This is a genomic window from Pseudomonas sp. Seg1, from assembly GCF_018326005.1.
GTDB lineage: Bacteria > Pseudomonadota > Gammaproteobacteria > Pseudomonadales > Pseudomonadaceae > Aquipseudomonas.
Map to the genome: position 1 here is coordinate 1,520,932 of NZ_AP021903.1, position 14,622 is coordinate 1,535,553.

The 14,622-nt window shown below is 60.5% G+C and carries 11 protein-coding genes; 4 read left to right on the forward strand and 7 right to left on the reverse strand.

Features of this window, described 5'->3' with window-relative positions; translation table 11 throughout:
- Positions 1 to 113: 113 nt before the first annotated feature.
- The gene (locus tag KI231_RS06670; protein ID WP_103307208.1) at positions 114 to 419 is read left to right on the forward strand and encodes a DUF2288 domain-containing protein; all 306 of its coding nucleotides are present in this window, start codon (positions 114 to 116) and stop codon (positions 417 to 419) included.
- 319 nt (positions 420 to 738) lie between these two features.
- On the opposite strand, the gene KI231_RS06675 is transcribed toward KI231_RS06670, so the two are convergent.
- Positions 739 to 2,940, reverse strand: coding sequence for a hypothetical protein (locus KI231_RS06675; RefSeq protein ID WP_103307209.1), 2,202 nt, complete (start codon positions 2,938 to 2,940; stop codon positions 739 to 741).
- Positions 2,941 to 3,136: 196 nt separating this feature from the next.
- On the opposite strand from KI231_RS06675, the gene KI231_RS06680 reads away from it, so the two are divergent.
- Positions 3,137 to 4,033: an NAD(P)-dependent oxidoreductase gene (locus KI231_RS06680; RefSeq protein WP_213027775.1), complete on the forward strand. Its 897-nt coding sequence runs from the start codon at positions 3,137 to 3,139 to the stop codon at positions 4,031 to 4,033.
- Here the strand turns inward: KI231_RS06680 and KI231_RS06685 are convergent.
- Positions 3,924 to 6,206, reverse strand: a complete 2,283-nt coding sequence (locus KI231_RS06685; protein ID WP_103307210.1) for a putative bifunctional diguanylate cyclase/phosphodiesterase — start codon at positions 6,204 to 6,206, stop codon at positions 3,924 to 3,926. The two genes, KI231_RS06680 and KI231_RS06685, sit on opposite strands and share 110 nt — an antisense overlap.
- Before the next feature lie 148 nt (positions 6,207 to 6,354).
- Positions 6,355 to 6,723 (reverse strand): YkgJ family cysteine cluster protein, encoded by a 369-nt coding sequence (locus tag KI231_RS06690; protein ID WP_103307211.1) that lies wholly within the window; start codon positions 6,721 to 6,723, stop codon positions 6,355 to 6,357.
- Between the two features lie 302 nt (positions 6,724 to 7,025).
- Between KI231_RS06690 and KI231_RS06695 the strand changes: the two genes are divergently transcribed.
- Positions 7,026 to 8,375: a spinster family MFS transporter gene (locus KI231_RS06695; protein ID WP_213027776.1), complete on the forward strand. Its 1,350-nt coding sequence runs from the start codon at positions 7,026 to 7,028 to the stop codon at positions 8,373 to 8,375.
- A gap of 172 nt (positions 8,376 to 8,547) precedes the next feature.
- Here the strand turns inward: KI231_RS06695 and rapA are convergent, their stop codons facing one another.
- The gene (rapA, locus tag KI231_RS06700; protein ID WP_213027777.1) at positions 8,548 to 11,394 is read right to left on the reverse strand and encodes an RNA polymerase-associated protein RapA; all 2,847 of its coding nucleotides are present in this window, start codon (positions 11,392 to 11,394) and stop codon (positions 8,548 to 8,550) included.
- Positions 11,395 to 11,635: 241 nt separating this feature from the next.
- On the opposite strand from rapA, the gene KI231_RS06705 reads away from it, so the two are divergent.
- Entirely contained in the window at positions 11,636 to 11,977 is a 342-nt protein-coding gene (locus KI231_RS06705) for an aspartate-semialdehyde dehydrogenase (protein ID WP_103307214.1), read from the forward strand.
- Here KI231_RS06705 and KI231_RS06710 read toward each other — a convergent pair.
- The 3 genes from KI231_RS06710 to KI231_RS06720 form a co-directional block, all read right to left on the reverse strand.
- Positions 11,947 to 13,158 carry an aminotransferase class V-fold PLP-dependent enzyme gene (locus tag KI231_RS06710; RefSeq protein ID WP_213027778.1) on the reverse strand — a complete coding sequence of 404 codons (1,212 nt, stop codon included), beginning with the start codon at positions 13,156 to 13,158 and terminating at the stop codon, positions 11,947 to 11,949. The two genes, KI231_RS06705 and KI231_RS06710, sit on opposite strands and share 31 nt — an antisense overlap.
- Positions 13,155 to 13,625 carry a RidA family protein gene (locus KI231_RS06715; protein ID WP_213027779.1) on the reverse strand — a complete coding sequence of 157 codons (471 nt, stop codon included), beginning with the start codon at positions 13,623 to 13,625 and terminating at the stop codon, positions 13,155 to 13,157. The genes KI231_RS06710 and KI231_RS06715 overlap by 4 nt, the downstream gene beginning before the upstream one ends.
- 88 nt (positions 13,626 to 13,713) lie before the next feature.
- Positions 13,714 to 14,580: a LysR substrate-binding domain-containing protein gene (locus KI231_RS06720; protein ID WP_103307219.1), complete on the reverse strand. Its 867-nt coding sequence runs from the start codon at positions 14,578 to 14,580 to the stop codon at positions 13,714 to 13,716.
- Positions 14,581 to 14,622 lie beyond the last annotated feature (42 nt).

Consider the following 14,622-nt stretch of genomic DNA (forward strand, 5'->3'; position numbering starts at 1 on the left):
AGCATTCCCTGGCGTTCCTGCTCTTTTCGTTCGGTGCAGCCATTTGCAACCGGGTTTTTCTGGCGGACCACCGACGTTATCATTCGCGTCGATTTCTTTTCCGGACAGTTCCCATGAATCAAGAACCTAGCACCCTCTATGCCAAGCTGCTCGGCGAGACCGCATCTATTACCTGGAAAGAGTTGGAGCCGTTCTTCGCCAGGGGTGCCCTATTGTGGGTCGACCCTGCGCTGGATTTGATCGCCGCTGCCGAGGCCGTGGCGTCGGATGAAGGCGAGAAAGTCGCTGCCTGGCTGGCCGAAGACAAGGTCGCCAAGCTGTCTGAAACGCGGGCGCTGGATATTTTCGAGCGCGATCCACAGCTGTGGGCGGTGGTGGTGAGTCCGTGGATTTTGATCCAGGAAAGGGCGGCGGTCTGAATGCCTGCACTGATGTAGTGCATGCCAGCATCGTTGAAAAGTGTGTAGCCGAGTAGCGTGATGGCACGTTGCCGTAGAGAAACACCACAAGCGAGGGTGGCATCACGGTGACGTAAACGTAACGGGAACAGTTTAGTAAGCAGCCTAACGGCTGCTTAATTGTTTCTGGATATTGGAAAAGCTGAAATCTTCAGGGAATCTGAGGGCCCAATCGCTGGCAAGCCAGCTCCCACAAGGTTTGCGGTGAACACCAATATTGTGAACACCCGAAAACCTGTGGGAGCTGGCTTGCCAGCGATTGGGGCGACCCGGTCTGTGATCAGACCGAGAACGACTTGCCGGTATGGTTATTGAGGGAAATAACCTTGGTCTTGCCAATCCGGTGACGGTAGATCTCGCGCAGGTACTTGATCGCTTTCTTCACGCAATCGCGCGACAGGCGAATGTCATTGATCGAGACAAACTTGTCTTTGTCGTTGATCAGCTCGCGATACTTCTTCTCGTACATCGGCTTGATCGCGTACCAGTTGGTGTCGAGGATCTTCGCCGGGTTCTCGAATTCGTTGAGCAAGTCATCGATGCGGTCTTCGTCGAATTCCTCGTTGATGATGAAGTCGAGAATCGAGTTATCCAGCGTCTCGTCGAACCGGTACGGGTTCTTCGCGAAGCAACGCTTGATGAACGCCACGATCAGGGTCAGGAAGTCGTCCGACAGGCACGGGCTCTTGGCGATCAGGGTGGTCAGCGACAGGTTGGCCGAAGCACCGATCACCAACGCATAACGCTTGAGCGTGGTGTTGGGGAACAGGCTGTTGAGGTGGGTCTTCAACCGGTTCAGGTCCATGTACGACAGCTTGTAGTCTTTCGGCAGCGAGACGATCGAGACCACCGACGAGCAGTTCTTGAAGAAGTGCAGGTCGTGCAGCGCCGCAGCGTCGTAGCCGGAGTTCTTGTACTGCTCCAGCGAGGCGCGATAGCGCTTGGACTCGATCGGCAGCAGGCTGATGCCTTCGATCGCCTGGGTGACCTTGTTGAAGTGCGGCAGGTCGATCGAGCGGAAAAACAGATCGTCGATGTTCAGGCGCTGCGGCTCTTTATCGAACACCTTGAACTTGTCGCTGCTCGGCGGCGGCGTTTCCGGCACCACCGATTCGGCGTAGGCAATCGCCACCGGGCCGGCCAGACTCATGAACAGGTCGTTGGCATCCAGGCGAATGGTTTCGCCGATGTCGATGCCGGCACGACGGAAGTAGTTCTGGTCGTAGTCAGTGGTGACGGCCTGCGCGGTCAGAATGTTGAAGATCTGCTGCGAGATGTACTGGTTGGCGTGCTTTTCCATCGCATTGACATCAATGTTCTGGATGTTGCCGTCATCGCTCTCTTCGGCGTATCGCATGATGTCGTTGGAAATCAGCATCATCGCGTTCCATGGGCGGATACGGCCCATGACGCTGGCTTCGCTGCTGTCTTCGTTGGCGAAGTTGTAGGAGAAATCCCATTCTTCCGAGAGGTATTTGCACAGCAGGCGACCGGCGTTGATGTGCAGCGCCTCGGACATTTCGCTGCGGTGGTCGGAAATGTTCGGCAGCACGCAGATGCCGCTGGTGAAGATCGGCTCGAACACGAACGAATGACCGCTCTTGCCGTCATGCTCGTCCATCGGCTTGGTGTCGAACGTCTTGTTCATGTACGAGTGCTGCTGGGCCAGGCCGAATTCCGAGGCCATGCCGGAACCGGTACCGCCGCCGGCACTGAAGATCGAGAAATACAGGCGCGACTGGTTGGCCTTGATGCCGCAGCTGTCGATCAGGTACGAGTGAATCATTTTCCAGTCTGGGCTGGAGAAACGCTGGGTGTCCTTGTTGAGGATGATCTTCGCCAGATACTGGCCGAGGATCGGCGCGTTACCGGCGCCACCGGCGTGGACTTCGGACAAGTCCATGATCTTCATTTTGCTGTAGTCGCGCAGGAAGCCGCTTTTCTCGCCCTTGCGCGAGAAACGGATGCGCCCGGCGATGTCCTTGTCGAGGTCGCCGAGCATCACCAGCGGCTCTACCAGAAACACCGGTTTGGTGGATTTGTTCGGGCCGATACGCAGGTTGTTCTTGATCCACTGGGCCGGGCTGTAGCCCTTTTCGGCGTAGCGTTTGTCCGGCGACAGGCGATCTTCGTTGTTGAATTCGTTGAGGTAGAACTTGCGCGCGTTGTACACCAGCTCCGCGACGTCGAGGGCGATGTTGGAGCCGCAGCGACCGAGGCCGATCAGGCACACCGAGGGGAATTCCTGATCGTTGTGCTGTTCGTTGTCGCCTTCCAGGTGCGGCGGACGCGGGAACACCAGATCACGCAGGCCATCGAGGTTGTCGAGGATACGGTCGGTATTGGTTTCGGTGAAGTACAGGTATTGCTGAGTTGACAGCGGGCGCGACGGGACCAATGGCTTCGACGATGACGGGCTGTTCGCCGCGGGGCTCAAGGTCAGATCGGATACCGCGGTGGCGGGATTGTTTTTAGAAGTCATTGTGCGCCATATGCCTGGACTGGTTGGCTCGCGGGCCAGTTGCCTGCGAACCTCACGGAATAAGATCTCGCGTCTTTTTTTGCGCGAATTGAGCCCGAGCGTCAGGGACTTGGCCTGACTGTCGCTTGGGGGAATCCTTTCCTGATCGTTGATGAATCGGCCATTATTCGGCGATCTTTAATCAAAAGGAGGCTAAATGATGTCAACGCTACCTTCGTTGGGGTTCGCCGGAATCGGTCTGATGGGCCTGCCAATGTGCCGGCGTCTGCTGGCAGCGGGTTATCCGCTGGCGGTGTGGAACCGTAACCCGGCCAAGTGCGCGCCACTGGTCGAGGCTGGTGCCCGGCAGGTAGCGAGCCCCGCAGAACTGTGCGCACACGCCGACGTGGTGATGTTGTGTCTGGCCGATACGGCGGTGGTGCGCGAAGTCGTGTTTGGCCCGGCCGGTGTCGCCGAAGGAGCGAAAAAAAGCCAGTTGTTGGTAGATTTTTCCAGCCTTGAGCCGACGGCGACGCGTGAAATGGCCGCGCAGTTGCTGGAGCAAACCGGCATGGCCTGGCTGGATTCACCGGTATCCGGCGGCGTGGTCGGGGCCGAGGCCGGTAGCCTGGCAATCATGGTCGGTGGCGAGGTGGCAGACGTTGAGCGGGTGCGCCCGGTGTTGCTCAATCTGGGACAGCGCGTCACGCACATGGGCGGCGTTGGCGCGGGTCAGGTGACCAAGGCCTGCAATCAGATGATCGTCGCCTGCAATGCGCTGGTGATTGCTGAGGTGGTGGCGTTGGCCGAGCAGGCGGGCGTCGATGCCAGCCTGATTGCCGAGGCGTTGGCCGGTGGTTTTGCCGACTCCAAACCGTTGCAGATCCTCGCTCCGCAAATGGCCGAAAGCCGTTTCGAACCGATCAAATGGCACGTGCGCACGCTGCTCAAAGATCTCGATACGGCGGTGAAGTTCTCTCGCGAACAAGGCTCGGCCACGCCGATCAGCGGATTGGCCGCACAACTGATGCGCCTGCATGGGGCGCAAGGCTTTTTGGCGCAGGATCCAGCGACACTGGTGCAAATGTACCGCGCGCCAGAATCAACGGATTGACCGTGTGTGAATGTTTGCGCTGATTGATTTCTTCCAGCACCGGACGCAGTTCGTCCAGCGGCACCGGGCGGCTGAGCAGGTAACCCTGAATGAAATCGCAGCCCGAACGCTCGAGGAACTCGTATTGCTCCAGGCTTTCCACGCCTTCGGTGACCACCTGCAAATGCAGGGTGTGCGCCATGACGATGATCGCCTGGACGATCTCCATGTCGGCCGTGGCTTTGGGAATGTCGAGGATGAACGAGCGGTCGATTTTCAGGGTGTTGAGCGGCAGTCGCTTGAGGTAGGCCAGCGACGAGTAGCCGGTGCCGAAGTCATCGATCGACAGCGACACACCGAGGGCGCGGATCTGGCGCAACAGCACCAGGGTGTTGGCGATGTTGCCCATCAGCGCATTCTCGGTGACTTCCAGCTCCAGCCGTTCCGGCGCCACCCCAGCGGTGCGCAGCGCACTTTCGATTTCGTCCGCCAGTTCTTCCCGGGCGAGGTTCAGCGGTGAACAGTTCCAGGCGATTTTCAGTTCTTCGCAGCCATGGCGCGACAGTTCACCCAGATCCTTGCAGGCGCGGCGCAGGACCCAATTGTCCAGTTCGGCGATCAGGCCATTGTTTTCGGCGATGCTGATAAAGCGGTCCGGGGTCAGCAGGCCGTGGACCGGATGCTGCCAGCGGATCAACGCTTCGAGCTTGGTAACCCGGCCGGTTTTCAGTTCGAAGATCGGTTGGTAATAAAGCATCAGGCCGTTTTCTTCGCGCAGGGCGTGGCGCAGTTCTTCCTCCAGTTGCAGCTCGAAGCTGGCGCGGGTCTTCAGGTTGGAGCTGAAAAAGTGCAAGCCGTTGCGTCCCGCGCCTTTGGACTGATACAACGCCAGATCTGCGTGCTTGAGCAACTCCTCGCAGGTGGTCCCGTCTTCTGGATAGAGGCTGATGCCGATGCTGGTGGTCATCACCATCCGGCGTCCGGCGAGTTCGATCGGCTCTTTCATTTTCTGCATGATCCGTTGCGCCATGCCGCGCGCCTCTTCACGGTCATTCAGACCGATCAGGATGCAAAACTCATCCCCCCCGAAACGCGCGACCACGTCTTCATGGCTGCGCACCGAGCCTTTGATGTGATTGGCGATGACCTTGAGCAAGGCGTCGCCGGCGTCATGGCCGAGGCTGTCGTTGATCCGCTTGAAGTGGTCGATGTCGAGAAACATCACCGCGAGCATGCCGCCTTCGGTGGCTTTCTGGCTGAGCTTCTCGGCGAAGATCTGGTTGAAGCCACGACGGTTGATCAGGTTGGTCAGGGCGTCGTAGTTGGCCACTTGTTGCAGCGACATGCGCGCCTGATCGAGTTGGCTGAGCAGCGCGTTCACTCGGCGCAGGTCGTGCTCCTTGTTCTGCAACTTCTTGTCGGCCAGTGCTGCGCTGATCGCGCTACCGAGGATCAACAGAATGATCAGCGCCACCGTCAGGCCCAGTTGCAAGTGACTGCTTTCCGCCGAAAGGCTCGGCACACTACCCTCGGGCAACACCAGACGTAACGCCGCCATCCCGGTGAAGTGCATGCTGAAAATGCCCGCGCCAAGGATCAGTGCCGCGGCGTACTTGAGCATCTGATGAGCGATGCCGCTGCCTTCACGCAAGTAACCCGCGACCCACAAGGCCGCGAAACTGGCGACGATGGCAATCACGATCGACAGGCCGAACAATAAGGGCTGGTAATAAGCCGTGGCGACCGAGTGCATCGCCGCCATGCCGACGTAGTGCATACCGGCAATGCCCAAGCCGATGACGATGGCGGTTTTCAGGTAATGCATCAGGCTGGGTTGCGCCTCGCTCAGCGTGTGCATGGCCAGCCACGAAGCGAGCAGGGCAATCAGCAGGGAAAACAGGGTGATCGGCAAGTCGTACTGAATGTCGATCGGCGCCTGAAAGGCGAGCATGCCGATGAAGTGCATGGCCCAGATGCCGCCGGCCAGGCAGGTCGCGCCGATCCAGCGCCACAGTCGTTGTGAGCCGGGGTCTTCAGCGTGGCCGACGCGTTCGGCCATGTCGAGGGTAGCGAAACTCGCAGCGCAGGCGACCAGATAGGCCACCAGCACCAGTAAAGGGTTGTGTGTGCAATCGAGAATGACCTGCCCGCTCTCCGGCAGCTCGGTAACAAACTGCAAACCAAGCCACTCCATAGCATGCCCCGTCTCTGAAGTCGTCCTTACTGCGTCGTCAACGCAGGCGAATGTCTGGAGTATAGAGGCGGTTTTCGCGATGCAAGCCGTGGTAGCACATTGATGCCAATGATTTCGGCATTAGCCTCATAGCCATTGGCGCTAAAGGTCAGGCGCTCTTGTCGAAAGGGATCTCGGCCCAGTCGGGTTGCAGGGGTGGCAGGCCGAAGCGCGCGCGGGCCTTGTCGCAGTCGACGTTCTGTTCGCCGTTTTCCCACGACGATTCGAATTCACGGCAGGGGCTGGCGCGCTGCTCATAAATCGAGCACTGCACGTTGCTGCCCACCTCACCGACCAATGCCGTGCAGCGCGGCGATTTGCAGTCGGTGCCGTTCATCGCCACCCGACTCGGGCTGATTTGCGTCACCAGTTCATCGGGCACCGTACCGCCGGAGGATGAGCACTCACCCCAGAAAAAAGACACGCGAAAATGGGAACAGCAGGCACCGCAATTCAGACACGGACTGACTTCGGACATGGGGGCGGGTATCAAAGGGATTGATCGGGAGATCCGGACGGATCCGGCGGCCATTCTAGGCTTCGCCACGAACTTGGGAAGGGGGGCGCGAAACTATTTTTTTGTGGCAAGGTTTTGCCGCGAAAGCCCCGGTTTTCGGGGGACTTCAGCGTTATCAAGGGCTTACGTTTCGTTACAGGGCCATGGCCCGATATCAGGCAGACGAATGATCACAGACAGCCTCTGCCGGCCTGACTAGATTGCAGGTTCCGGGCTCGGATGCGTCGGCAGTGAAGCCCTAATAACAATAAAGAGACGGACCCATGCAGAACTCGACCCAAGCGGCGAATGCCTGGCGCATTCTGTTCCTGCTGTTCCTCGCCAACCTGTTCAATTTCTTCGACCGCACCATCCCGGCGATCATCATCGAACCGATTCGCATGGAATGGCACCTCAGCGACTTTCAGCTAGGGATCGTCGGCACCGCGTTCACCATTGTTTATGCGATTGCCGGCCTGCCGCTCGGGCGCATGGCCGACACCGGCTCACGCAGCAAACTGATGGGCTGGGGCCTGGCGACGTGGAGTGCGCTGACCGCGGTCAACGGTCTGGTCGGCAGTTTCTGGAGCTTTTTGCTCGTGCGCATGGGCATCGGTATTGGCGAGGCCAGTTACGCACCGGCCGCCAATTCGTTGATCGGCGATCTGTTTCCGGCCCACCGTCGGGCGCGGGCCATGGGTATTTTCATGCTTGGTCTGCCGTTGGGGCTGCTGCTGGCGTTCTTCACCATTGGCTGGATGGTCAAGGCATTCGACAGCTGGCGCGCGCCGTTCTTCATCGCCGCCGTACCGGGGCTGCTCCTCGCGATCTTCATGTTTTTCATCAAGGAGCCAAAACGCGGCGCAGCGGAAACCGTGCAGGTCTCGCAAGAGAAAGTCGACAAACCGATCCGCCGGATCCTCGCCGTGCCGACCTTCCTGTGGCTGGTGATGGCCGGGCTGTGCTTTAACTTCGCCACCTATGCCTGCAACTCGTTTCTGGTGCCGATGCTGCAACGCTATTTCCTCATGCCGTTGCAGGAAGCGGCGGTGGCGACCGGGTTGATCGTCGGCGTGACCGGGCTGATCGGCCTGACCCTCGGTGGCTGGATCGCTGACAAGATTCACCAGCGCGTGGCCAACGGGCGACTGCTGTTTGCGGCGTTCAGTCTGATTATTTCGACGCTGTGCACGGCTTGGGCGTTGCATGCCGGGCGCATCGAGATTGGTGTGTTTGTCGCGCTGTTCAGCGTCGGTTGGCTGTTTGCCTATAACTTCTATACCTGCGTGTACACGGCGATTCAGGACGTGGTCGAACCGCGCCTGCGGGCGACAGCGATGGCGTTGTTCTTTGCCGGGTTGTATCTGCTGGGCGGTGGATTGGGGCCGGTGGTGGTTGGCGGGCTGTCGGATCACTTTGCCAAATCGGCGATGATTTCAGCGGGGGCGGAGCAGATGACCGAAGCCTTTAAAGCTGTCGGCCTGCATGATGCGATGTACCTGATCCCGGTGGCGCTGTTCCTGACCATGGTGTTTCTGTTTCTGGCGGCGCGGTGTTTTGTGCGGGATGCGCAGCGGATGAAGGAGGGCTTGGTGGCGGTGGTTGAGCCCGACATTGCTGCTGCGACTGCATAACCGCTATCGCTGGCAAGCCAGCTCCCACAGGGATTGTGTTCACGCAGGAGATCCAATGTGGGAGCTGGCTTGCCAGCGATGAGGCCATCAGCATCAGCTAATAAATAACAGGCAAACAAAAAGGCCCGCATCACTGCGGGCCTTGTTGTTTTCAGCGCTGGAGCAGGGCGGTTTAGCCCGCTACCAACACCCGAATCGCTTCCAGTCGCAAAGCAGCCTTGTCCAGCATCGCCAGACCTTGCTCACGCTGTTCACGCAACGCCACCAGTTCGCTGTCACGCACGGTCGGGTTGACCGCTTGCAACGCGGTCAGGCGCGCCAGTTCTTCGTCGGTGTCGGCCGCCAGACGGCGGCGAGCCTCGGCCACGCGCTCGGCGTGACGCGGGGTGATCTTGTCTTCACCGGCGTTGATCCGGGGCGTCAGCTGATCGCGCTGGGCCTGAATGAACTTGTTGGCGCTGGCACGCGGGACGCTTTCCAGTTGATCGTTGAGGGTTTCGAACGAGACGCGGGCCGACAGATCGTTGCCGTTGGCGTCGAGCAGGCAGCGCAGCGCTGCCGGCGGCAGGTAACGGCCCAGTTGCAGCGAGCGCGGGGCAACCACTTCGCTGACGTAGAGCAGTTCCAGCAGAACGGTGCCCGGTTTCAGCGCCTTGTTCTTGATCAGCGCGACGGCGGTGTTGCCCATCGAGCCGGACAGCACCAGATCCATGCCGCCCTGCACCATCGGGTGTTCCCAGGTGATGAACTGCATGTCTTCGCGCGACAGCGCCTGGTTGCGGTCGTAGGTGATGGTCACGCCTTCGTCGTCGCCCAGCGGGAAACTGGCGTCGAGCATCTTCTCGCTCGGCTTGAGGATCAGGGCATTTTCCGAATGGTCTTCGCTGTCGATGCCGAACGCATCGAACAGGGTTTCCATGTAGATCGGCAGGGCGAACTGATCGTCTTGCTCAAGGATGTCCTCGACCAACTGATCGCCTTCACCCGAACCGCCGGAGTTGAGCTCCAGCAGACGGTCGCGACCGGTGTGCAGCTCCTCTTCCAGACGCTCGCGCTCGGTGCGCGCCTCGTCGATCAGCGCTTGCCACTCGCCGTCGTCGGCTTCTTCGAGCAGCGGCAGCAGGCGTGGGCCGAACTGGTGCTGCAAGGCGTTGCCGGTCGGGCAGGTGTTGAGGAACGCGTTCAGCGCTTCGTGGTACCACTGGAACAGACGCTCTTGCGGGCTGGTTTCCAGGTACGGCACGTGCAGTTCGATGATGTGTTTCTGGCCGATCCGGTCGAGACGACCGATACGCTGCTCGAGCAGGTCCGGATGCGACGGCAGATCGAACAGCACCAGGTGGTGAGCGAACTGGAAGTTGCGACCTTCACTGCCGATTTCCGAGCAGATCAGCACTTGCGCGCCAAATTCTTCGTCGGCGAAGTAGGCGGCGGCGCGGTCACGCTCAAGGATGTTCATGCCTTCGTGGAACACTGTGGCCGGGATGCCGGAGCGCACGCGCAGGGCGTCTTCCAGGTCCATCGCGGTTTCGGCGTGGGCGCAGATCACCAGCACTTTGGTGCGCTTGAGCATTTTCAGCTGATCGATCAGCCACTCGACACGCGGGTCGAATTTCCACCAGCGCTCTTCTTCGCTGGCGTCCGGCTGGGCCTGGAAGCTGACTTCCGGGTACAGCTCGGCGTGTTCGCCCAGCGGCAGTTCCAGATATTCGTCAGGGCACGGCAGCGGATACGGGTGCAGTTTGCGCTCCGGGAAGCCCTGCACTGCGGCGCGGGTGTTACGGAACAGCACGCGGCCGGTGCCGTGGCGGTCAAGCAGTTCACGCACGAGACGGGCGCTGGCTTCGGTGTCGCCATCGTTGACCGCGGTCAGCAGGGCTTCGCCTTCGTTGCCGAGAAAACCGTGGATGGTCTTGTGCGCTTCAGGCGACAGGCGACCCTTGTCCAGCAGCTCCTGAACGGCTTCGGCCACCGGGCGATAATTTTCGCTCTCGGCGCGGAAGGCGGCCAGGTCATGGAAACGGTTTGGATCAAGCAGGCGCAGACGGGCGAAGTGGCTGTCCTGACCGAGTTGTTCCGGCGTGGCGGTGAGCAGCAGCACGCCCGGAATGGTTTCAGCCAGTTGCTCGACCAGGGTGTATTCCGGGCTGGCCTTGTCTTCGTGCCAGACCAGGTGGTGGGCTTCGTCGACTACCAGCAGATCCCAACCGGCGGCGAACAGTGCGTCTTGCGCCTTTTCGTCGTCGACCAGCCATTCCAGCGCTACCAGCGCCAGTTGGGTATCTTCGAACGGGTTGCTGGCATCGCTTTCGATGAAGCGTTCTTCGTCGAACAGCGCGACCTGCAGGTTGAAGCGGCGGCGCATTTCGACCAGCCACTGGTGCTGAAGGTTTTCCGGCACCAGGATCAGCACGCGGTTGGCGCGACCGGAGAGCAGTTGGCGATGGATCACCAGACCGGCTTCGATGGTTTTACCCAGACCCACTTCGTCCGCCAGCAATACGCGCGGCGCGATTCGGTCAGCGACTTCACGGGCAATGTGCAACTGGTGCGCGATCGGCTGCGCACGCACGCCGCCCAGGCCCCAGAGCGAAGATTGCAACTGGCGGCTGGTGTGTTCGAGGGTGTTGTAGCGCAGCGAGAACCACGCCAACGGGTCGATCTGCCCGGCGAACAGACGGTCGCTGGCCAGACGGAACTGAATGAAGTTCGACAGCTGGGTTTCCGGCAGGGTAACGGCTTCGTTCTGCGCGTTGAGGCCGTGATAGACCATCAGACCGTCGACGTCGTCGACTTGCTGGACGGTCATCTTCCAGCCTTCGAAGTGGGTAATGCTGTCACCCGGCGAGAATCGCACGCGAGTGAGGGGCGCATTCCGTAGCGCGTACTGGCGGGTTTCGCCAGTGGCCGGGTAAAGCACGGTCAACAAGCGGCCGTCCTGTGCCAGAACGGTGCCTAAACCAAGCTCTGCTTCGCTGTCACTGATCCAGCGTTGCCCCGGTTGATACTGCTGCGCCATGCTGCCTGACTCCCACCTTGAAAAAGCGGGCTATCTTAACGGAATGCAGGCTTCAGGGCCAAAGGATTAGGCGCAGCGGCAAGCATTTAGCTACAAGCTGCAAGTGCAGACAAAAGCAGTCATCCGTCAGTTTTCGAACGATTTGCGGCACCCGTGAGTGCCAACCCGGTCACAAGTTTGCGACCAGTGGCTCAAGCCGCCATCGCCCAAGCCGATAGCCTGCTGACAGGAGACTCTTTATATGTTGCCACCGATGCTCCCCCTGAGCGCTGTGCCGATCACTTCCCAGCAGGATCCGATCCGTCAGCGGCCGGACATTCCTCCGGTGGTGCCGGTGCAGGAAAGCTCCAACGAAAGCACGATCGATCTGCAAAAACGCGATCCTGAAGAGGACAGACTGATGGCGCGCGAGGAACAGCGCCGTCAGCAGGAACGTGATCGCCGTCGCCGCGAAGCTGATGAAGATCCCGAAGAGCACCTCGCCGTGCCGGGTCATGAACTGAATGCCGACAACACCGTGCCGGTGGTGCCGCTGATGGAAGATCAGCCGCGTCAGGGCCTGTGGGTCGACATCGAAATCTGAGGCTGAGCGGCCAGTTCAGCCAGGTTTGCCAGCAACACTTCGATTTCCTCTTCTGTATTCAGATAACTCACCGCCACCCGTGCGATGCTGTCCAGCCCGCGCGCCTGCATGTCCAGCGGTGTGTAGGCGACGCCATTGGCGCCGATGTTGATGCGGCGTGCGGCCAGTGCCTGTTTGAGCGCAACACAGTCCCAACCTTGGAGCGTGAAGGCGATCAGCCCGGATTGCTGCTGCGCTGCGCCGAGATTGCGCAGGGTCAGGCCGGGAATCGCCTGCATGCGCTCACGCAGGAGGCGGCTGGATTGTTCGATGCGCCGTCGAATCGAAACCGCACCGATTCGATTGTGTTCCTCCAGTGCATTGGCCAATCCGGCCAGCAGGGCCAACGACACTTCACTGGTCTCGAAACGCCGGGCGTCATTGCGCAAGGTGAAGCGCTGGCCGTCCCACGGCGCCGACAGCACATCGCGTTGTACCGGCAACAAACGTTGCAAAAATTGCGCGCGGACATACAGCAGCGCAGTGCCGCGTGGACCGCGCAGAAACTTGCGCCCGGCGCCCTTGAGCACATCGCATTGCAGGGCCTGAACATCACAGGGCAACTGCCCCAATGCCTGGCCGGCGTCGATGAAATAGGGGATGCCGTGGCGCTGGGCGACCGCACCGATCTGTGCCGCCGGGTTGATCAGGCCGCCGTTGGCGGGCAGCCAGGTCAGGGCGATCAGGCGCACATGGCGATCGATCATTTGCGCCAGTGCCTGTGGATCGACGGCTCCCTTGGCGTCGCAGGGAATCACCTCCAGTCGCGCGCCGGCCTTCACCGCTTCAGCCATGCAGGCCAGATTGCCGGCCCATTCGTGACGGCCCACCAGAATCCGCTCGCCCGGTTGCCACGGTTCCAGCGCGTTGAACGCCTGACTCCAGGCGGCCGAGCCGCTGCTGGCAAACGCGATGTCTTCGGGTTGGGCATTGAGCAGGACAGCGGCGGCGGTTCTGGCCCTTTCCAGCACCTGACCGTCGGCCACTTCCATGGGCCCGCCGAGCGCTTCTCGTTGCAACTGTGCGATCACGGCGTCTAGGGTCGCTTGGCTCGGCAGTGAGGCACCGGCGTGGTTGAAATGGATGACGTTATTGCAACCTGGGGTTCTTGATCGCAGAAACGCGATGTCCTCAGCATTCACGGCTGGAGCTCGAAAATCGCATCGATTTCCACCGCCACGCCACTGGGCAGGCTGGCAACACCGACCGCGGTGCGCACATGGCGACCCTTTTCGCCAAGGGCATTGACCAGCAGATTCGATGCGCCATTGGCGACCGCGCCCTGACGCTGGAAGTCAGGCGTGGCAGCAACAAACACACCGAGACGAATGATGCGCACCAGTTTGCCCAGATCGTCCCCCAAGGCAGCGCCGAGCTGTGCGAGCAGGCCCAAAGCAGCGAGTTCGGCGGCGTTGACCCCTTCCTCTTCGGAGATTGCTTCGCCGAGTCGGCCGATGAAGGCGGGTTTGCCGTCCAGCAGTGGAATCTGCCCAGAGATAAATAGCTGGTTTTGGCTGACGACGTGATTGACGTAATTGGCGATGGGCTGGCTCGGTGCGGGCAATTGCAGGCCGAGTTGCTGGACGCGTTGGTTGAGAGAGTCGGTCATGGCAAGTCCTCCGGAGTGAGGGCTTCAGCATGTTGCCCCGTGGCAGGGCGGACAAACGGATAGATTTAATCCGACGTATCCAAATAACTCATGCGTCGGCAATCGCTTCCAGCCACTGGCAGAAACTCTGTACAGCCAGGCTAGGCGGACGTTCGGGAGTGACCAGCCAGTATCCGATTTCACTGTGCATCGGCGGCGTGTCGAAGGCAGGCACCAGTGCACCTTCCTTGAGTCGACGCTCGATCAGGCGCTGGCGCCCCATGGCAATGCCTTGGCCGGCGACGGCGGCTTCGACCACGATGTTGTAGTCGTGCAGCATGACGCTGGGCACATGAGCCAGATCGATGCCGCTGTGTTGCTGCCAGTCGATCCATTCAAACGGCTGGTGCGACTTGGCCATCAGCAGCGGTCCATTGTTGACACCTTTCGCCTTGGCGGCGGGGCTGCACACCGGGGTCAGGGTTTCGCTCATGAAGCGCCGGGCGCGGACTTTCGGCCAGCCGCCCTTGCCATAACGGATAGCCAGATCGACTTCACCACCGCCGACATCGGCCAATTGCACGGCGGGCAGCAGTTCGACATGGATGTGCGGATGTTTTGCGTTGAAATCCGCCAGTCGCGGGGCCAGCCATAACGTGGCGAAGGAGGCGAGCAGGCCGATGCGCAGGGTGGCCGGTTGTTCGCCGCGCAATTGTCGGGTGGCTTGTGCGATGGCGGCGAGGGCGGGTTCGATCTGTCGGTAATACGCCGCGCCGGCGGGCGTCAGGTCGATGGCCCGTGTGCGCCGGACAAACAGCCGCAGGTTGAGGCATTCTTCAAGCTTTTGCACTTGGTGGCTGATCGCACTTTGCGTGACTGACAACTCATCGGCAGCCTTGATGAAACTCAAGTGGCGCGCCACGGCCTCAAAGGCGCGCAGGGCCATCAGTGGTGGCAGATCCTGGTGCAAGGGCACGGCAAACATCCTTTGGGGCTTGGTTCCAGGCGCCGATTGTGC